The organism is Corynebacterium sp. CCUG 61414 (genome assembly GCF_024453945.1).
GTDB classification, from domain to species: domain Bacteria; phylum Actinomycetota; class Actinomycetes; order Mycobacteriales; family Mycobacteriaceae; genus Corynebacterium; species Corynebacterium pseudogenitalium.
Genome location: NZ_JAGPYU010000008.1, coordinates 37515 through 56664, shown reverse-complemented (window position 1 = coordinate 56664; position 19150 = coordinate 37515). Strand labels below are relative to the sequence as shown.

Annotated in this window: 22 protein-coding genes and 1 tRNA gene; 11 read left to right on the top strand and 12 right to left on the bottom strand. The window is 64.3% G+C overall.

The window, feature by feature from the left end; all coding sequences use genetic code 11:
• Positions 1–9: 9 nt before the first annotated feature.
• On the top strand, positions 10–618 hold the full coding sequence (locus tag KBX14_RS07350; RefSeq protein WP_070478115.1) for a carbonic anhydrase: 609 nt from the start codon (positions 10–12) through the stop codon (positions 616–618).
• A gap of 5 nt (positions 619–623) precedes the next feature.
• Complete coding sequence (locus KBX14_RS07345) at positions 624–1316, top strand: hypothetical protein (RefSeq protein WP_070975548.1); 693 nt, start codon at positions 624–626, stop codon at positions 1314–1316.
• Here the strand turns inward: KBX14_RS07345 and disA are convergent.
• Genes disA through KBX14_RS07330 form a run of 3 tightly spaced genes read right to left on the bottom strand, consistent with a single transcriptional unit; the run spans position 1313 to position 4286 of the window.
• Entirely contained in the window at positions 1313–2359 is a 1047-nt protein-coding gene (disA, locus tag KBX14_RS07340; protein ID WP_256042186.1) for a DNA integrity scanning diadenylate cyclase DisA, read from the bottom strand. The genes KBX14_RS07345 and disA overlap by 4 nt on opposite strands.
• Positions 2352–3740, bottom strand: a complete 1389-nt coding sequence (radA, locus tag KBX14_RS07335; RefSeq protein WP_256042185.1) for a DNA repair protein RadA — start codon at positions 3738–3740, stop codon at positions 2352–2354. Before radA ends, disA begins: the two co-directional genes overlap by 8 nt.
• Before the next feature lie 6 nt (positions 3741–3746).
• Complete coding sequence (locus tag KBX14_RS07330) at positions 3747–4286, bottom strand: hypothetical protein (protein WP_256042184.1); 540 nt, start codon at positions 4284–4286, stop codon at positions 3747–3749.
• A 210-nt stretch (positions 4287–4496) separates the two neighbouring features.
• On the opposite strand from KBX14_RS07330, the gene KBX14_RS07325 reads away from it, so the two are divergent.
• Genes KBX14_RS07325 through rlmB form a run of 5 tightly spaced genes read left to right on the top strand, consistent with a single transcriptional unit; the run spans position 4497 to position 8673 of the window.
• The gene (locus KBX14_RS07325) at positions 4497–5093 is read left to right on the top strand and encodes a CarD family transcriptional regulator (RefSeq protein WP_070361918.1); all 597 of its coding nucleotides are present in this window, start codon (positions 4497–4499) and stop codon (positions 5091–5093) included.
• Between the two features lie 14 nt (positions 5094–5107).
• A complete protein-coding gene (gene ispD / locus KBX14_RS07320) occupies positions 5108–5833 on the top strand; it encodes a 2-C-methyl-D-erythritol 4-phosphate cytidylyltransferase (RefSeq protein WP_256042183.1) in 726 nt (241 codons plus the stop codon).
• 10 nt (positions 5834–5843) lie between these two features.
• The gene (gene ispF / locus KBX14_RS07315; RefSeq protein WP_256042182.1) at positions 5844–6335 is read left to right on the top strand and encodes a 2-C-methyl-D-erythritol 2,4-cyclodiphosphate synthase; all 492 of its coding nucleotides are present in this window, start codon (positions 5844–5846) and stop codon (positions 6333–6335) included.
• 5 nt (positions 6336–6340) lie between these two features.
• On the top strand, positions 6341–7735 hold the full coding sequence (gene cysS / locus KBX14_RS07310) for a cysteine--tRNA ligase (protein ID WP_256008624.1): 1395 nt from the start codon (positions 6341–6343) through the stop codon (positions 7733–7735).
• Complete coding sequence (gene rlmB, locus KBX14_RS07305; protein WP_070478108.1) at positions 7735–8673, top strand: 23S rRNA (guanosine(2251)-2'-O)-methyltransferase RlmB; 939 nt, start codon at positions 7735–7737, stop codon at positions 8671–8673. Before cysS ends, rlmB begins: the two co-directional genes overlap by 1 nt.
• Here the strand turns inward: rlmB and KBX14_RS07300 are convergent.
• From KBX14_RS07300 to KBX14_RS07265, 8 genes are read right to left on the bottom strand one after another with little or no spacing between them, the layout of a single operon-like run.
• Positions 8655–9467, bottom strand: coding sequence for a metal ABC transporter permease (locus KBX14_RS07300; protein ID WP_256042181.1), 813 nt, complete (start codon positions 9465–9467; stop codon positions 8655–8657). The two genes, rlmB and KBX14_RS07300, sit on opposite strands and share 19 nt — an antisense overlap.
• Complete coding sequence (locus KBX14_RS07295; RefSeq protein ID WP_256042180.1) at positions 9468–10148, bottom strand: metal ABC transporter ATP-binding protein; 681 nt, start codon at positions 10146–10148, stop codon at positions 9468–9470.
• Entirely contained in the window at positions 10148–11029 is an 882-nt protein-coding gene (locus KBX14_RS07290; protein WP_256021450.1) for a metal ABC transporter solute-binding protein, Zn/Mn family, read from the bottom strand. The genes KBX14_RS07295 and KBX14_RS07290 overlap by 1 nt, the downstream gene beginning before the upstream one ends.
• A gap of 33 nt (positions 11030–11062) precedes the next feature.
• The gene (locus KBX14_RS07285; protein WP_256042179.1) at positions 11063–11746 is read right to left on the bottom strand and encodes a trehalose-phosphatase; all 684 of its coding nucleotides are present in this window, start codon (positions 11744–11746) and stop codon (positions 11063–11065) included.
• Positions 11743–12147 (bottom strand): META domain-containing protein, encoded by a 405-nt coding sequence (locus tag KBX14_RS07280; RefSeq protein WP_256042178.1) that lies wholly within the window; start codon positions 12145–12147, stop codon positions 11743–11745. Before KBX14_RS07280 ends, KBX14_RS07285 begins: the two co-directional genes overlap by 4 nt.
• Entirely contained in the window at positions 12144–13427 is a 1284-nt protein-coding gene (locus KBX14_RS07275) for a trehalose-6-phosphate synthase (protein WP_256042177.1), read from the bottom strand. Before KBX14_RS07275 ends, KBX14_RS07280 begins: the two co-directional genes overlap by 4 nt.
• 2 nt (positions 13428–13429) lie before the next feature.
• A complete protein-coding gene (locus tag KBX14_RS07270) occupies positions 13430–13792 on the bottom strand; it encodes a hypothetical protein (protein ID WP_070361929.1) in 363 nt (120 codons plus the stop codon).
• Between the two features lie 55 nt (positions 13793–13847).
• Positions 13848–15173 (bottom strand): threonine/serine exporter ThrE family protein, encoded by a 1326-nt coding sequence (locus tag KBX14_RS07265; RefSeq protein WP_256472805.1) that lies wholly within the window; start codon positions 15171–15173, stop codon positions 13848–13850.
• Positions 15174–15356: 183 nt separating this feature from the next.
• Here KBX14_RS07265 and KBX14_RS07260 point away from each other — a divergent pair, with 183 nt between their 5' ends.
• The 4 genes from KBX14_RS07260 (at position 15357) to KBX14_RS07245 (ending at position 18730) form a co-directional block, all read left to right on the top strand.
• On the top strand, positions 15357–16106 hold the full coding sequence (locus KBX14_RS07260; RefSeq protein WP_256042176.1) for a Rossmann-like domain-containing protein: 750 nt from the start codon (positions 15357–15359) through the stop codon (positions 16104–16106).
• Positions 16085–16157: transfer RNA gene (locus tag KBX14_RS07255), tRNA-Thr, on the top strand. The genes KBX14_RS07260 and KBX14_RS07255 overlap by 22 nt, the downstream gene beginning before the upstream one ends.
• 453 nt (positions 16158–16610) lie before the next feature.
• Positions 16611–17318 (top strand): response regulator transcription factor, encoded by a 708-nt coding sequence (locus KBX14_RS07250; protein ID WP_070361930.1) that lies wholly within the window; start codon positions 16611–16613, stop codon positions 17316–17318.
• Between the two features lie 14 nt (positions 17319–17332).
• Entirely contained in the window at positions 17333–18730 is a 1398-nt protein-coding gene (locus tag KBX14_RS07245) for a cell wall metabolism sensor histidine kinase WalK (protein WP_256042175.1), read from the top strand.
• Here KBX14_RS07245 and KBX14_RS07240 read toward each other — a convergent pair.
• On the bottom strand, positions 18727–19131 hold the full coding sequence (locus KBX14_RS07240; protein ID WP_256042174.1) for an HIT family protein: 405 nt from the start codon (positions 19129–19131) through the stop codon (positions 18727–18729). The genes KBX14_RS07245 and KBX14_RS07240 overlap by 4 nt on opposite strands.
• Positions 19132–19150: the final 19 nt, after the last annotated feature.

The window sequence follows — 19150 nt, the reverse complement described above, 5'->3', positions numbered from 1 at the left end:
ATATAGCCTATGAGTACAGAAAAGACGCCTCGTGAGGTGTGGGAACTCCTCAGGGCAGGAAATGAACGATTCGTTGCAAGCCAGGAGACGCACCCGCACCGCGACCCCACGTGGCGCGAACAGCTCCGAGACGGCCAGAACCCCATCGCCGCCGTCGTCGCTTGCTCGGATTCGCGTGTCCCAGTTGAGCTGCTTTTCGACGTCGGCTTCGGCGACATTTTCGTCATCCGCACAGCGGGCGGTTGCGTCGACGCCGCGGTGTCCGCCTCCGTCGAGTACGCGGTGGAAGGGCTGAATGTGCCGCTGGTGATGTTCCTGTCGCACGAGTCCTGCGGCGCGGTCGGTACGGCGCTCAACGCGGTGGAGACCGAGGAAGTCCCGGACGGGTTGGTGCGCGTGTTCGTGGAGAAGATCGTGCCGTCGGTGCTTCAGTCGCCCACGCGTGACCCGAAGGATGTTGAGGTCACCCACGCGAACTTGAGTGCGCAGCACCTCATTGAGCGCGTGCCCGTGCTCGCGGAGCGTTTGGCGAACGGCACTGTCGGCGTAGTTGCGGCACGCTACCAACTTGCCGATGGCCAGGTTCACCCGACCATGGAAAACTTCGGTATAGAGTAAGGGGCATGACTAACCAGCATCCGCTTCCTCCCGAGATCTACCGGCGCCGCCGCGTTGCGGCGCTCGTTGCGTTGTTGGTGCTCGTGGTGTTCCTGGTGTGGGGGTTGAGCGCTATGGCGCGCTCAGGCGGCGGCGACGCCGACGTATCGACGTCCACTTCGCCCACCACCACGCCTGTCACGGAGCCGACAGTGCCGGAACCGGGTGCTGCGACGCCGAGTGAGTCCGAAACTGCAAAGGAAAGCGCATCCGGTGAGCCGACCGAGCCGACCTCGTCAGCAGAGCACACGCAGGCTGCGCCTTCGGGCACCTGTGAGCTGAAGGATTTGCGTGTGGTGGCGTCGACAAACCAGCCGTCGTACGCGGTAGGGGAGCAGCCGGTGTTCTACATGGAAGTGCAGAACCCGACGGACGCGGACTGCGTCATCGACCTGGACACCAACATCATGCGTTTTGAGGTCTACGACATGGCTACCAACAACCGCGTGTGGTCCGACGTCGACTGCTTTGACCCTGTCTTTGCTGGTCAGGAGACGTTCCCGCGTGACTCGAAGCGTGGCTTTGAAGCCCGCTGGTCGGGTACCAGCTCGCAGCCGAACGTGTGCACCGACCGCCAGCCGGTACCTGCTGGGTCCTACTACCTGCACACCGTGATCGGCGACAACGCCTCCGACGCAGTCCCGTTCAACCTGACTTAGCTGAGGCGGCGCAGCCCCTCGTAGATGTGGCGCGCCCACAGGCTGGTCACGTGGTCGGCGGAGCTTAAGTCTTCCGGCTGCGCCTCCAAAATGGCGGGCAGCGTGCCGAAGACGGCCACGATTTGGTCCATCAAGAACTTCTGCACGCGAGGCACGCGCGCAAGCGCCCGGTAGCCACGTGGGATCAGCGCCTGTACTAGGTTCTCCTCGTTGGCCGGCAGCCCCAGTTGGCGCGCCAGCGTGGTCGTGTTCAGCAGCTCCGAATCTGGCAGGGTGTCCAAGGCCTCGAGGGCCTGGTGGACTTGCTCGTCCGTGGGCACGGTGGTCGTGGCGATGTAGTCGCGCACCAGCATCTCAACGTCGTGGGCGTTGTTGCCCTCCAGCTCGGAAAGCTGCAGGCTGAGCTGGCGGGCGTCGACACCCAACTCCACGATGCTCAGCTCCAGATCGGTGACGGCGCGCTCGAGCATCAGCTGGCGCTGCAGCACGTTGAGCACGTCGGCGACGGTGGCATAGTTGTTCATCTCTGCCACGAACAGGCGGTGGTTCGACATGTCGAGGCGCTGGCGATAGCGCTCCACCGTGGACAGTGCCTGGTTCGCCCGGCCCATCAGGACCGCCGGCTCCTCCAAGCGGTGGCGACGCCCACCCGCGTACACCGTCACCGTATTCATCGACGCCGACACCGAGATCACCGGCCTGCCGGTCTGCAGCGCGGTGCGTTCCGCGGAGCGGTGGCGGGTGCCGGACTCACTGGTGGGGAAGTGCGGGCTGGGCACGAGCTGCACGTTGGCGTGGGTGATGCGGGAGCCGTCGGCGGATAAAACGACGGCGCCGTCCATCTTGCACAGCTCGCGCAGCAGCGGTGGCTGGAAGGCGACGTCGAAGGCGATGCCGCCGTCGCAAATCTCGACGACCTCCGGCCCGTCGCCGAGGACGATGAGGCCACCGGTGTGGCCACGTTGGATTCGCTCGAGGCCGTCGCGAAGTGCGGTGCCGGGGGCGAGGCGCTCGAGGGCGGCGCGCATCGTGTCATCACTCATGCTGTGCAAGTGTAGCGATAGCCTGGCCAACCGTGGCCACCTGCTCAATTCGCAGGCCCGGGACCTGCAGGGACTCGCCCGCGGGCACGATTGCGTGCTCGTATCCCAGGCGTGCTGCCTCTTGCAGGCGACGGCCCAGGTTCGGCACCCGCCGGATCTCGCCGGCCAAGCCGACCTCCCCGATCACCACCGTCTTTGGTGGCAGCGGTGTCTCGTGCAGGCTCGACCAGGTCGCCAGCGCCACCGCTAGGTCGGTCGCGGTCTCCGTGATGCGCACCCCACCCACGGTTGCCACGTAGGCGTCCTTGTCGTTCGTGCGCTGCCCGCAGCGCGCCTGCAGGACCGCCAGCACCATCGGCACGCGGTTGCCGTCCAGGCCCGTGACCACGCGCCTGGGCGACTTGTTCACCGGGTCCACGGTGAGCGCCTGCACCTCCGCGAGCATTGGGCGCACCCCGTCCATCGCCACGGTCACCGCGGAACCATCCGGGGTGCGGCCGCGGTGGGAGAGGAACAGCCCGGACGGGTCCGGTACTTCGCGGATCCCCTCGGCGGTCTGCTCGAAGCAGCCCACCTCATCAGTCGCGCCAAATCGGTTCTTGATACCGCGCAGCATACGCAGGCTTGATTGCCGGTCGCCCTCGAAGTTCAGTACCACGTCCACCAGGTGCTCGAGCACGCGCGGGCCCGCGACGTTGCCGTCCTTGGTCACGTGCCCTACCAGCAGAATCGGCAGGTGAGTGGTCTTCGCTAGCGTGGTCAGCGCGGCCGTGACCGCGCGGGACTGCGCCACGCCGCCCGGCACGCCCTCCACACCGGGAGCGTGCATCGTCTGTACCGAGTCCACGATGAGCAGCGAGGGCTTGATCTGCTCCACGTGACCAAACACGATGTCCAGGTTGGACTCGGCCGCCAGGTAGAGGCGCTCCCGCAGTGCGCCGGTGCGTTCGGCGCGCCCGCGGACCTGCCCCGCCGACTCCTCGGCGGTGACGTAGAGCGCCTTGCGCCCATCGGTCGCCGCCCAGCGCGAGGCCACCTCAAGCAGCAGCGTCGACTTGCCGACGCCCGGCTCGCCCGCCATGAGCACCACCGACCCAGGCACGACGCCGTTGCCCAACACCCGGTCAAGCTCGCCGATGCCGGAGCGCACCGTCTTGGTCGCAGCGGCGTCGATAGTTGTGATTGGGCGCGCAGGCGTTTGCGGCGTGAGTGCAGCGGCACGCGGCGCACTGGAGACCCCCGTCGCGCGGGTGGCGGTAACCACCGGCGCTGATTCTTGCAATGTCCCCCAAGAGCCGCATTCAGGGCAGCGGCCGAGCCACTTAGGAGAGGAGTATCCACACTCAGAACAGGTGTGGATCACCCGAGGCTTCTTCGCCATAGAGCCTTACTTGTTCAGGTCGCGGTGGACCTGGCCGGAAGGCAGCAGCGGAGCGGAAACCGGGGCGTTGACCTCGAGGGTGCCGGTGTCGAACATGAAGGTCACAGGCACGGTGCCGCCGTACGCGAAGCTGTCGTTCGGCAGGGCGGTGCGGATGTACTCGATGCAGTTCTTGCCGTCATCCTGCGGCATGCGGTCCAAGCCTGCAGCGGAGTCACCAACAAGCACGCAGTTGTAGCCGATTTCCTTCGAGGATTCGATGCTGACCGGGGTGCCATCGACGGAAACGGAGCGCAGCGAGTGCGACGTCATCGACGTGTCCTGGTTCAGCGCGCTGAACTTCAGTGCTGCGGAGCCGGTCTCGTCGAGGACGACGGTGACGTCCTGCACGGCCAGCTCGCCGTTCTCGGTTTCGACGTTGGCGCCGTCAACTGCAGCCACCTGGTCAGAGGTCTGAGTGATTTGGCCTGCGGAGCATCCGGCCATGAGCAGTGCGGTTGCGAGCGCGAAAACCGGCTTCAGGGACTTCACGTGGGTGTCCTCCATCGTTCTTGTTTCACATATATGTTTCTCCGCACAACCCTAGCGCCTGGACCTAGACTTTTCACAGTTTCCTCACGCGTACCAGGCCCAGGCGGCGCGGGTGGGGTTAAACTTTAGTTGAGTTCGGCGCATCGCGGGTGCGCGTCCCCATTACGGCCCGTAATGGTAGGGTGGTGAGGTTACTGAGCCGGTTGTCATCCTCAAGGAGTGTTCATGGAATTCAAAGTCGGAGAAGTGGTTGTCTATCCGCATCATGGTGCGGCACGCATCGCCGACATCGAGCAGCGCGAAATTGGCGGAGAAACGCTCGACTTTCTCGTACTGCAGATCCTCCAGTCGGACCTTGAGGTCCGCGTTCCTGTAAAGAACACCGAGCTTGTCGGTGTGCGCGACGTCGTCGGCAAGGAGGGCCTGGAGAAGGTCTTCTCGGTGCTGCGCGAGACTGACGTCGAGGAGGCCGGCAACTGGTCCCGCCGCTACAAGGCGAACCAGGAGCGCCTCGCGTCCGGTGACATTAATAAGGTGGCGGAGGTCGTCCGCGACCTGTGGCGCCGTGACCAGGGCAAGGGCCTGTCTGCGGGCGAGAAGCGCATGCTGGGCAAGGCGCGCCAGATCCTCGTCGGCGAACTCGCGCTGGCGGAGCCAGTCGACGAGAAGAAGGTCGAGGAGCTGGAAGAGGGCGTCCGCAAGATTATTGAGGAGCAGGTCAAGGCCGGTATTTCCTTCGCGCCTGACGTGGTGGTTGAGGACGAGGATGACATCGACCTGGATGACCTCAGCTTCGACGACGATGAGGACGACGAGAAGTAGCGGGACGTAGCCAAATGTCTCGCAGGGTAGTGTCCGTCGTCGCTGCGGCAGGCCAGGGCACGCGGCTCGGCGCGAGCGTGCCGAAGGCGTTCGTGCCGCTGCGTGGGCGCAGCTTGCTGGAGCGCTCGGTGACCGCGATGGAGACCGCCGAGGTGGTGGACTCGATCATCGTGGTGGTCAGCCCCGAGATGGAGGAGATCGCGCGCACCACGCTGCGAGGCCACGACGTCCGCTTCGTGCACGGGGGCGCGGAGCGCGCCGATTCTATCTACGAGGGTCTCAAAGCGATCGAGCACGAGGACGCCTGCGTGCTGATCCACGACGCCGCCCGGGCGCTGACCCCGCCCGGTATGATCGCGCGCGTCGCCCGCGCCGTGCTCGAGGGCGCGGATGCGGTGGTGCCGGTGCTGCCGGTCGTCGACACCATTAAGGAGATCGACGCAGCTGGGCGCGTCGTCGGCACCCCGGATCGCTCGACGCTGCGGGCGGTGCAGACGCCGCAGGGCTTTGACCTGCGTTCTCTGCTCGCCGCGAACCGCGCGTACTACGAGGGGACGCCGGACTTCGTCGCCACGGATGACGCGAGCCTGATGGAGTGGTTCGGCGTGGACGTGCACACGGTGCAGGGGGACCCGATGGCGTTTAAGATCACCACGCCGATTGACATGCGCCTGGCGCAGAGCATTACGGACGAGGCTGAGCCGACAATCTTTGAGGTGCCGTCGGGGAGTACGCGGTAGGCTTGCGCGCATGACGTCGCACACAGATTCTCCACAGTTCAGGGTCGGTACAGCGTTTGACGCGCACCAGATCGAGGCCGGGAAACCGTGCTGGATCGCGGGCATCCTCCACGAGGGCCAAGACGGCTGCGAGGGGCACTCGGACGGCGACGTGGTCAGCCACGCCGTGGTGGATGCGGTGCTTTCGGCGACGGGCCTGGGGGACCTGGGGTCCTTCGTCGGGGTGGGTCGGCCGGAGTATGACGGAGTGCGGGGCACGCAGCTGCTCAAGGAGCTGCGGGAGTTGCTCGAGCAGCATGGGCACCAGTTGATCAACGTGTCGGTGCAGATGATTGGCCAGACCCCGAAGATGGGCCCGGTGCGCGAGGAAGCGCAGCGCGTGCTCTCGGAGGCGCTCGGCGCCCCTGTGTCGGTGACGGCGACTACGACGGACCACATGGGTTTCACCGGTTCGGGTGAGGGGCGCGCTGCCGTCGCTACTGCGCTGGTTGCACTAAGCTAAGGGCCGTGACTGCCGAGACCCAACAGATTTTTGACACCGCGACGCGCACGCTGCGTCCATTCCGCCCGCTGCGTGAGGGCCACGTTTCCATCTACTTGTGCGGGGCCACGCCACAGTCCGCCCCGCATATCGGGCACTTGCGCTCGGGGGTGGCGTTCGACATCGTGCGCCGCTGGTTCGCGGCCAAGGGCTACGACGTCGCGTTCGTGCGCAACGTCACCGACATCGATGACAAGATCTTAAACAAGGCCGCCGAGCACGATCGGCCGTGGTGGGAGTGGGTCAGTACGTACGAGCGCGAGTTCACGCGCGCCTACAACACCCTCGGCGTGTTGCCGCCGTCTGTCGAGCCGCGCGCCACGGGCCACGTCACCCAGATGGTCGACTACATGCAGCGGCTTATCGACGCCGGCTTCGCCTACGCCTCCGAGGGCTCCGTCTACTTCGACGTGGCCGCCTGGACGAAGGCGAGCGACGACTACGGTTCCCTGTCCGGCAACCGTGTCGAGGAGATGAACCAGGGCGAAAGTGACGTGCACGGCAAGCGCGGCAGCCACGACTTTGCACTGTGGAAGGCCGCCAAACCTGGCGAGCCGAGCTGGCCGACCCCGTGGGGCGACGGCCGCCCCGGCTGGCACCTGGAGTGCTCCGCCATGTCCACTTGGTACCTGGGCGCCGAGTTCGACATTCACGGCGGCGGTCTGGACCTGCAGTTCCCGCACCACGAAAACGAGCAGGCGCAGTCCCACGCCGCGGGTGATGGCTTCGCCCAGTACTGGATGCACAACCACTGGGTGACCATGGCGGGCGAGAAGATGTCGAAGTCGCTGGGTAACGTGCTGAGCATCGACAACATGCTGGACGCCGTGCGCCCGGTGGAGCTGCGCTACTACCTGGGATCCGCGCACTATCGCAGCGTGCTGGAGTATTCGCCGGAGGCGCTGCAGGAGGCCGCGGCGGGCTACCGCCGCATCGAGGACTTCGTGCATCGCGCCGGCACGCCCGAGTCGACCACCTGGACGGAAGGCTTCGCCCAGGCGCTAGACGACGACTTCTCCGTGCCCCGCGCGCTCGCCGAAATCCACAACGTGGTCCGCGAAGGCAACAAGGCGCTCGCCGCGCACGACACCGCCAGGGCTGGCGAGTTGGCTGCTCAGGTGCGTGCGATGGCCGCGGTGTTGGGTGTGGACCCCGGTGTGTGGGACGATGGGGCGTCGAAAAATAATGGAGTAACCGAGGCACTTGATGTGTTGGTTGGTGCCGAGCTTGAGCGCCGGGCCGCCGCGCGTGCCGAGAAGGACTGGGCCGCGGCCGATGCCGTGCGTGACCGCCTTGCCGCCGCAGGCATCGAGGTCACCGACACCGCCGACGGCGCGCAGTGGCAACTGAAGGAGAACTAATGGCCAAGCCATACCACCGCCCCGATAAGCAGAAGAAGAACAAGAAGACCGCCACGAAGGGCTCGGGCGGGCAGCGTCGCCGCGGGCTGCGCGGCAAGGGCGCAACCCCGAAGGCCGAGGACCGCGTCTACCACGCGGCGCACAAGCGCAAGCTGGAGCGCAAGCGCCGCGACCAGGGCCGCCACGAGCGCGAGCTGCCGGACATGGTTGTTGGCCGCAACCCCGTCGTGGAGTGCCTGCACGCCAAGGTGCCAGCCGAGGCGCTGTTCGTGGCACGCGGCACCGGGCACGACGACCGCCTCAGCGAGGCCGTCACCCTGGCGAACTCCCGCAACATCCCGGTGCAGGAGGTGGACCGCCACGACTTGGACATGATGACCGGCAACGGCATGCACCAGGGTATCGGGCTGAAGATCCAGCCGTACAAGTACGCGGACGTCTTCGACCTGGTCGCGGGTGTGGCGGACCGCGGGGAGACCGGCATGTTCGTCATCCTGGACAACATCACCGACCCGCGCAACCTTGGCGCGGTGATCCGCTCGACGGCCGCGTTCGGCGGCCACGGCGTGATCATCCCGGAGCGCCGCTCCGCGCAGGTGACGGGCGTGGCGTGGCGTACCTCGGCGGGCACGGCGGCTCGCCTGCCTGTCGCGCGTGTGACCAACGTGACCCGTACTGTCAAGCAGTTCAAGGACAACGGCTACATGGTCGTGGGCCTCGACGCGGGCGGCGAGCACACACTGGACACTTTCGAGGGCGCCACCGACCCGGTGGTCATCGTTGTCGGCTCGGAGGGCAAGGGCATCTCCAGACTCGTACGGGAAAACTGCGACGTGATCATGTCCATCCCGACGACCGACTGGGTAGAGTCCCTGAACGCCTCCGTCGCGGCGGGCGTGGTGCTCAGCGAGTTCGCACGTCAGCGCCGCGTGAAGTAGCCCACCGCCCGGCACACGAGGTAGATGGCGAAGGACACAAACGCCACCATCACGCTCACCGGCAGGCCGGGCGCCAGCGAGAGCAGCATGCCGCCCACGGCGGCGAGCTCCGCGAAGAGCACCGACCACGCCACCGCCGCCGCGGGCTGCGCCGTAATGGCCACCGCGGACGCGCCGGGCGTGATCAGCAGCGCCATCACCAGCAGCACGCCCACGATCTGCACGGTCTGGGCGGCCGCCATGCCGAGCAGGATGGCGAACAGCGTGGCCAGCATCTTCACGCGTACCCCGCTGGCGGCCGCCATCTCCGGGTCTACAGAGGCGAACAGCAGCGGACGCCACAGCACCATCACGGCCACCACGACCAGCAGCGTGGTGGCCGTCAGCACCCCGAGGTTCTCCCTGCTCACCCCAACGATCTGGCCGGTGAGCAGCGCCATCGCCGTGGTGGAGTTGCCGGGGTAGAGGTGGATGCACAGCACGGAGATGCCCATGCCGAAGCTCATCACCACGCCCACAGACGAATCAGTGTCGCTGCGAAGCCCCAAAAGCACGAGCACGATCGCCGCCACAATCGAGCCGACGACTGCCCCCAGGCTGAGGTTCAGGCCCGTCACGAGGGCAACCGCGGCACCCATCAGTGCGAGCTCAGAGGTGGCGTGCACCGCGAATGACATTTTCCGCATCACGATCAGCGGCGCAATCACCCCGGAGAGCACGCCCAGCATCGCGCAGGCGATCAGCGCAGTGATCACGAAATCGAACCCGAGCAGGTACTGCGTTTGCTCCAGCATTTACAGGATCACCGTCTTTCCACCCACGCGCACGACCTCCACCGGAGCCCCGTACAGCTCGCTGAGGACCTCGGAGCGCAGCACCTCGTCGGCACTGCCGACCACGTGCCCGTTCGGCCCCAGGTAGAGCACCTTGTCCACGATGTCGATCACCGGATCGATGGAGTGCGTCACCATCACCACCGCGACCTTCGCGGCGTGCAGCCGGGACACGAAGTCGCGCTGGCGCGCCACGTCCAGGGAGAGCAGGGGCTCGTCGGCAAGGATGAGGTCGGGCTGCTTCGCAAAGGCCTGCGCCTGTCGCACCAGCTGCTGCTGGCCGCCCGACAGGGTGCCCACGCGGGCGTCGGCAAGGTGCAGCGCGCCCACGCTGTCCAACAGCTTATCGACGTCCCCCTTCCTCGGCCGACGCAGCGGACGGTGCTCAAGCGAGAGCGACACCAGGTCGCGCACCCGCACCGGCAACTCCGGCGGGAACATGCGCTGCTGCGGGATAAACCCGATGTTCTTCGGTGCCGAAATCGTGCCTGAGCTGAGTTTCCGCGTGCCCAGGATCGTACCGAGCAGCGTGGACTTGCCGCTACCGTTCGGGCCCAGCACAGCGACAAATTCCCCCGCGGCGACATCAAGGTTGATGTCGTGCCACAGGGGATCACAGGAAGCGTTGGTCAGGTGCAGCATTAGAGCTCGTCAAGCGCCTTGGCAAAGTAGTCGAAGAAGTTCTCGCCGTTTGGTGGGGTCTCGTAAATGTCAACGACCTTCACGTTGTTGGCCTTCGCCACCTCAACCAGCTTGTCGGAGACACCGTTCGGGCTCTGCGGGTTGTTAATCAGGATGTCGATTTCGCCGGACTCGAGTGCAGCGATGAACTCCGCGAGCGCCGCCGAGGACGGCTCCGAGTGGTTCAGCGTTGCGTGGCGGAAGGACTCCGGAGTGACGTCCTCGAGCGCGGACTCCTCGATGATCGCGTCCGCGATTGGGTGCGTCTGCGCCACGCGCGCCGCCTTGAGGCTGTCCAGCTTCGCCTGCAGCTGCTCAAGCTTCTCATCGAGCGCGTCCGTGTTGCCATCAGTGCGCTGCGCGAGGTCCGCGCCCACCTTCGCGATCGCCGCGGTGGAGTACCAGATGTGCTCGTTCTCCTCGTGGGCGTGGTCATGGTCGTGGCCCTCATGGTCGTGGTCGTCATGGCCATGCTCGCCGTGCTCGTGCTCGTGCGCCTCCGTCAGCGGCAGCGCGGAGACCACGTTCGCGTCCTCCGCCGCGCCGTAGATGCGGGCGTCGTAGGCGCCGCCGTTGGCCACCACGAGCACCGCCTTCGCCACCTGCGCCAGGTCGGCGGCCGTCGGCTCGTAGTCGTGCGGGTCCACCGAGGTATTCGAGATGATCGCGGGGACGTCCTGGCCCGTCACCAGGCTCGCGACGTCCGCCCACACCTGCGTCGTGGCCACGATCTGGCCGTCGGCGGCATCAGCTGCGGTGTCGCCGGTGCTGTCAGTGCTGCTGCAGGCGCTCAGTGCGAGCGTCGATGCAGCAAGGATGCCAATGAAGCGTCGTGAAAACATGGCCGCCATTGTACGTGGTATTGAAAATGAATATCAACAACGAGCGTCGGTGAGCGCCTTCAGGAAGGCCGCCATCTCGTCCACGCCTGCGACGTCGACCCCTACCTTGATCCCCACATCCGCAGGCCCCAGCACCGCAAGCGCTGTGTCGTCCGTGACGTCATCGCCCGCGAAAAGCGTCGCAGCAAAGCGTTGCTTGTGGGTCCGCAGCCACGAGCCCTTCGACACGTCCACCGCGGAAAACTCCACCACGTTGTTGCCCGGCGTGACAGGGCGAGGCGTTTGAATTCGCAGCGCCTCCGCCAGCATGCGCTCGCGCTCCGCCGCGTCCCCCACGGGCGCGACGTGCAGCACCCGCTGGTACGGCTTGACCTCCACGTACGCAGGCGGAACCGCGATCGCCTCCAGCTGCTTTTCGATTGCGTCCAAATACTCGACGTCCTCCGGCGTAAGTTCCGGGCCAGGCTCCGCGCCGTGCGAACCCACCAACACCACCGGGTTCCGCAGCGGGAACACCCTGCGCAGACCCTCCAGGTGACGGCCGGACAGCATCGCCACCTCCGTATTCGGGGCGTGTGCCAGGCGCTCAATCGCCTCCAGCGCCACCGGGTGCGGTTTCACCGCATAAGGGTCAGGGTTCAGCTCGCTGATGGTGCCATCGAAGTCGAGGCAGACAAGGAGCGAAGGGGCCGTCGATAAGTAGGCGATGGAACTCACAGCATCATCACCCGCATGCTCGGTTCGTTCACGTCGTCGCCCTCGAGCGTGAGCACCTTCTCGGTGTCACTGACATTGTTGATGCGAAACGTGGCCTCCGGCACCACCAGCGACGCCAGCTGATCGTGCGTGTAGCGCGCCGCCCCCTCGCAGCCCGCCGTGTCGGCGAAAGAAATCTCGTTGACCGTCAGCGTGTCTTCAGTGACCGTGACGTCGCCTTCAACCTTGCCGCATCCCGTCGAGCCCGTCAGCTTCGAACCGTCGATGCTCACATTCGCCCGATCCGGCACATCCCCCGGCGTGTCCGGCGACGTATACACCGCAACGACCTGCCACACCGGCGGCGCCGGCGAACACGCCGCCAGCCCCAGTGCTGCACCTGCAACAACCAGCCGTTTCATCGCGCAACCTCCTGCAAAAACTCCGCGGCCCACCGGTGCACATCGTGCCCCAACACGCGCGCGTACATCCGCCGCATCCGCTCCGGATCCGGGTCAAGTGCCTCCCGCATCGCCCGAAGTATCGACGCCCCCTCGAACGGATTACACAAATACGCATCGTGCAGCTCCACGGCCGCGCCGGCGAACTCGGACAGCACCAACGCGCCGTCCCCGTCCGGGTGGCAGGCCACGTACTCCTTTGCCACCAGGTTCATGCCGTCCTTAAACGGCGTCACCAACATCACGTCCGCAGCCGCATAGAACGTGCCCAGCTCCTGCTTGGACACACCGCGATGCATGTAGTGGATCACAGGGCGACCCACCGAGCCGAAGCGGCCGTTAATCCTGCCCACGGCCTCTTCGACCTGGCGGCGGGTCTTGCGGTAGTGCTCGATACGCTCGCGCGACGGGGTAGCAAGCTGGATCAGGGTGGCGTCGACACCTTCCTCGAGCAGCTGCTCAAACGCGAGCAAACGCTGCAGGATGCCCTTCGTGTAGTCCATGCGGTCCACCCCCAGCATCAGGGCCGCAGGATTCCCTACCGATTCCCGCAGCTTCGCCACCGCTTCCGGCGAGCCAACCTGCACCGCCGCCGGGTCAATCGAGATCGGGAACGTTCCACTGCGCGGGCTGTTGTTATCGTCGCCGACGAGTGCGCGGAAGTTGCGCTCATCCGCCTCGCGCTGAAACCCCACCAGGTCGCAGCCGTTGAGTCCGCCGATGAGTTCCTCGCGCCACGGGAGCTGACGGAACAGGTCGGGGGAGGGGAATGGAATATGCAGGAAGAACCCGATGGTCAGGTCGGGGCGCATCTCGCGCAGCAGGCCCGGCACCAGCTGCAACTGGTAGTCCTGCACCCACACCGTCGCTCCCTGCGCCGCCACCTTGGCGGTCGCGCGCGCGAAGCGGACGTTAACGTCACGGTAGCGCTGCCACCACTGCTCGTTGTACTGCGGGGCCACGATCAAGTCATGGTAAAGCGGCCACAACGTCGAGTTGGAGAAACCCTCGTAGAACTCCTCGTAGTCCTGGGCGTCCAGCGTCACCGGGTGCAGGTCAATGCCATCAAAGCGAAACGGCGCGACCGGTTCATCCACCGCGCCGGACCACCCCACCCAGCAACCGGCGCGTGCCCGCAACACGGGTGCGAGCGCAGCCACGAGCCCGCCGGGTGATGCCTTCCACCCGCCCTCGACACGGTCGACGGGCAGGCGGTTAGCCACCACTACGAACTCATTCACAACTACGACTTCTTCTTTACAGTCTTCTTTTTGGTGGCCTTTTTCTTTGTTGCTTTCTTCTTGGTGGCCTTTTTCTTCGTGGCCTTCTTCTTAGAAGCCTTCTTCTTGGTGGCTTTCTTCTTCGTAGCCTTCTTCTTGGTCGCCTTCTTCGGCTCTTCCTCTTCCTCAGCGCCCAGGACTTCCTCCGCGTACTTCTTGTACACGAAGCCCTGTGGCTCGACACCGAGCATGGACATCAAGGTCACGCCATCAAAAAAGTCCTCGGCGTAGGTAGCAACAATCCTGCGAGCACCAGATGCTGTCTGCTCCTCAACGGCGTGGAGCGCCTCAGGCGAGGGGCGAGAGTCGGTGATCTTGGGTGGCACTACGGGTTCCTCCTTGTATGACGCGCATTACTAGCACAACGATTCTACGCCAATATTAGTGACGAAGCCCGCCTGGGGGCCTCCGTCGGCGGATCTGCTGGAACGTGAAGCGCCCGGCCCGCTTGAAAGCCTCGTACGGAATGTAGTGCTGCGGGGCACGCAGACGGCGCGCCACCCATTCGCCAAACACCACACCGCCAGCCAGCGCCATACAGGTGCCGACCGCCATGAATAGGTTGGTCAGGCCCACCACGATCTGCTCGTTCATCATGGCGTACATCCCGCGATACACACCAGAGCCAGGCAGGAACGGGGTCACACCAGCCACCGCCGTGATCACCGGGTTGATCAGGAAACGGCGGGCAATCAAACCACCAGCAAGGCCGACGACGAACGCCAACGCCGCTGTCGCCATCAGAGCACCGGAGCCGATCGGGATTAAAAACAGGTAATACATACTCGAACCGGCGGCGGCCGTAAACGCCGCCACCACCACCGCGGGGCGCTCCGCGAAGCACGTCACCGCGAATGACGCCGACGCCAACGTACTCCCCGCAATACGCGCCGCCGCACCACTAAACGTTGGGGTCCCCAGCATTGTCTCCAGCGGAGGCAAGCCCAGGCCCATGAGCTCCCACGTGTTCAACCCAATCGCGACACCAGCCACGATGCCGCCGGTAAACAGCAGTGTCTGGAAGAAACGCGCCGAGGCCGTCACCGGCGAGCCCGTCACCCCGTCAAGCAGCGACTGCACCAAGGTCAGACCCGCCAACAGGACCACGATGCCCACCGCGATCACTTGGCTGGGCACAATCGTCTTGCCGATCATCGGCGCGACCTCGTAGAACAGCGCCGCCGGGATCGTCGTCAAGAAGCCGCCGATGGCGCAGTGGAAGAAGTAAGGCAGGGAGTTGCGGGACAAAATCTTGTTAAATCCCATGATGAGAAACGCTGTGAGCCCGCCAATCGCGGACATGAACAGGTCCCCGCCCAGCAAAATCGCGACCGCCGCGCCCATCACCAGCCAACCCGCCAGGTAGCGCGTGTTGCGCCACGGGATAGGGGAGTTATCAATATCGTCGAGGATTTTCTCCGCAAGCTCCGGTGGCGTGGCGCCCGAACGAATCGAGCGAATCAGCCGGTCCGCCTCCTGCAGCTTGTGGTAGTTCTCGCTCATCATCGTGACCACGCGGAACACGTTGACCGGGGTACGCTTATGCACCCCAATAATCGTGTTAATCATGATCGTGTTCACCGTGATGTCCACATGGCAGTAGTGCAGACCATACGAAGACGTCACTGTGTGAATCTGCGCAATCGCATCCGAAGACGTCGTGCCATTCGCGATCAGGATCTCCCCAATGCGCGCAGCAATATTCATCACCCCGGCTACCTGCGCGGTATCCGTCAGATCAATCGGGGCAAGCACGGACGGCGGCGGCGACGTTCGTGCCGCGTCAATCGTCGCCACGTGTTGGCGTGACCCGCGGACAAACTCCCACAGCGAATTCAAGTTCACGTATTCGACCCTAGCAAGCCACCCCGACACGCCTAGAATGGCCACATGACCTGGCAACTCTACGAGCAACTTATCGACGCCACCCCGACCGCCATCACCGTCACCGACTTCGGCATCGCACCCCACTGGGCCTGGCTCCGCACCTCCGACGGCCACGTCGGCATCGCCGCCGTCTACCCCGGCGACGGCCGCCCCGTCCTCTCCGAGTCCCCAATCGGACGCCCTCTTATCGACGCCGCCTCCATGGTCACATCGTGGAACTTCGCCGAAGCCGGCGTCGGCCTCGCCGCCATCAATGCTTGGGTGAACCGCGACGCATCCCACTTCGCCGAAGCTCCGGACGCATTCGTCGCCTACGCCTCCCACTACGTCGGCAAGCGCGTTGGCGTCGTCGGGCACTTCCCAGGCCTGGAGCGCACCCTCCGCGACGTCGCCGACCTCTACGTCTTCGAACGGGTCCAACGCCCCGGCGACTACCCCGACTCCGCCTTCGAATACCTCGCCCCAGACCTCGATGCAGTCTTCATCACTGCATCTGCCCTCGTGAACAAAACGATGCCACGTCTCTTGGAACTCGCCTCCGGGCTGGACACCATCATCGTCGGCCCATCGACCCCGATGAGCTCCATCCTCTTCGACGCCGGAGCCACCACCCTTTCCGGGTTCATCCCCACCGACCCTGCCGGGCTCGTCGGGACGCTGAAGGGCATCGGTGGAGGTAGGAAGTGGGATTTCGGTAAACGAGTGAACGTTAGTGTAGACTCTTCAGCGCTGCTAGAGTGGCGCAATCGGTAGCGCAACGCACTTGTAATGCGTAGGTTGCGAGTTCAAGTCTCGTCTCTAGCTCTGCACAACACCTCCTACCTGGGATAACGGGTAGGGGGTGTTTGCGTTGGTGTGCCTGACTATTTTGATGCCCGACGCCCCGCAATCGCCCCGGTGCACCAATTTCCCCATTTTCCGCCAAGGCCAAGCGACGTTTCCCCAGTTCAGCGTTTGATGGCGGTGAGATCTGGTGCCCAGGCAATGCACAGTCATTCCCGACGACCTGCATTGGTCGACGCTAAGAGGTCGACCGGAACGAAATCCAACCGGCCCCAACCCCGCCTCTCCCGGCGGACTATCCCTGTTTTACTCACCCACATGCAGGGGGCGTACAGGAAACGTTCAGAGAAACGGCGTTAGATAGAGGCAGTTATGTTCATGGGCGTGGAAGCCATTCATGGCGGCCGACGCAGTTCCCGAGAGAAATCTAAGGGAAACGCGAAATGCCCTGGTGTATGAAGGAGTGAACTGTACATGTCTGAGGCTACGAAGCCTGTAAAGGTGCTCGTTGTTGACGATGAGCCGAATATCGTTGAGTTGTTGACGGTTTCTTTGAAGTTCCAGGGCTTTGAGGTCGAGAGTGCGGGCTCTGGCCAGGAGGCGCTGGAGAAGGTGAAGGACTTCCGTCCGGACGCGTTCATCCTTGATGTGATGATGCCGGGGATGGACGGCTTTGAACTGTTGGGCAAGCTGCGCAGTGAGGGCATTGATGGCCCGGTGCTGTTCTTGACGGCGAAGGATGCGGTGGAGGATCGGATCCACGGCCTGACTATTGGCGCTGATGATTATGTGACGAAGCCGTTCTCCTTGGAGGAAGTCATTACTCGTCTGCGTGTGATTCTGCGTCGCGGCAAGGTGACGGAGGATGCGGATGAGGATACGACGCTGCGGTACGCCGATCTGACGTTGAATGATGAGACGCACGAGGTGACGAAGGCGGGCGAGATCATTGAGTTGTCGCCGACGGAGTTCAACCTGCTGCGCTACTTGATGCTGAATGCTGAGGTTGTGCTGTCGAAGGCGAAGATTCTGGATAACGTGTGGCACTACGACTTTGGTGGTGACGGCAACGTGGTTGAGTCGTATATTTCGTACTTGCGTCGCAAGGTAGACAATGGGGATGTGCCGTTGATTCATACGGTGCGTGGCGTCGGCTATGTGCTGCGTACACCTCGTAAGTAAGGCGTAGGTGACCGATGAGTAGGCGTCGGCTTCATGCGCTTGCGTACTCGAGGACGAAGCCGCTGCAGAAGCAGCTGGTGGCGTTGGTGTTGGCGATTGCCACGCTGGCGCTGTTGGTGAGTTTCTCGGCGGTGTACATCTTCATGCGCAGCATTTTGTATCAGCGTGTCGACGACCAGCTCAGCGAGGGGTTGGACACGTGGGTTGGTCAGGTGACGTGGGTGCCGTCGTCGGGTGCGCCGAGCGATTTTTATCAGGAGACGTGGTATCCGCAGTTCGGGACGTCGTGGAGCCCGGTGTATGTGGATACGCCGCCGGACCTTTCGAGGGTCAGGCAACAAGATAAGGCGGTGACGGTGCCGTCGAAAGGCGTGGCGCCGGGCGTGAAGTGGCGCGCGATGTCACGCGAGATGCCGGACGGCACTGTGAAGTATGTCGCGAAGGAGCTCGACGCAGAGCACCGCGTGCTGCGTTGGCTTGCGATTGTGGAAACGACATTTGGGCTCCTTGCCGTGGTGGGGATTGCGTGCGCGGGGCGCACCTATATTCGTAAGGCGTTGGCCCCGTTGCGTGAGGTAGAGAACACTGCGCTTGCAATTGCCGACGGAGACACGAAGCGCCGGGTGCCGGTGTGGTCGAGGGAGACTGAGGTCGGCAAGTTGTCATATGCGATGAACACGATGGTGCAGCAGCTGCAGGAGTCCGTGGAGGATGCGCAGCTGAAGGAGGAGCAGATGCGTCGCTTTGTGGGTGACGCGTCTCATGAGCTGCGTACTCCGCTGACGAGTGTGCGCGGGTATGCGGAGCTGTACCGGAAGGGTATGGCGCCGGACGCGGACATGGTCATCGGCAAGATTGAGGAGGAGTCTGCCCGCATGCAGTTGCTGGTGGAGGATCTCCTCGCGTTGACTCGTGCGGAGGGCACTCGCCTGGATAAGCGCCAGGTGGATGTGTTGGAGATGGTGACTTCGGCGGTGAGCTCTGCGCAGGCGGCGTTCCCGGAGCGTTCGCTCACGATTGAGAACAATGCCACCTCGGTGCCGACGGTCAACGGTGACCCGTCGCGGCTGCATCAGGTGTTGCTGAACCTGATTGTCAATGCGTTCAAGCACGCGGGCAAGGACGCGTCGGTCACGGTGGCGTTGCGGGAGAACCTGGACCGCATCATCATTGAAGTGATTGATGACGGCTGCGGTATGGAGGAGAAGGACGCGGAGCACATCTTCGAGCGGTTCTACCGCGCGGACAACTCCAGGAACCGCGCTTCCGGCGGCGGTTCGGGGTTGGGGTTGGCGATCGCGAAGTCCCTCATCGAGCAACACGACGGCACCATTACGGTGAAAAGCGCGCCGGGTGAGGGCTCCACGTTCACCATTTCCCTCCCGATGATGGAGAAGGGCCCGAAGGTTTAAGCCTCGAGTGCTGCGCGCAGCTTCTCCGCGGCCTCGTCCATCTTGGCCGGGTCGGTTTCGTCCATCTTCATCACGGTGGACAGGTCGTAGCCGGACATGTCGTTGGCGGGGAAGACGTGGATGTGTGCGTGCGGCACTTCGAAGCCGGCGATGAGGTAGCCGGCGCGCTCGCTGCCGAATACTTCGATGATGGCGTTGCCTACTCGCTGGGCAACGTCATTCATTTTTGCCCACAGCGTTGGCTCGATGTCGGTCCACTTATCGATCTCTTTGACGGGAACGACCAGCGTGTGGCCGTACGCGATCGGCTCGATGGTGAGGAACGCGGCGACGTCCTCGTCCTTGTACACGAAGCGGCCTGGAATTTCACCTTGAATAATCTTTGTAAACACAGTGCTCATAGCGCCTAGGTTACCGGTA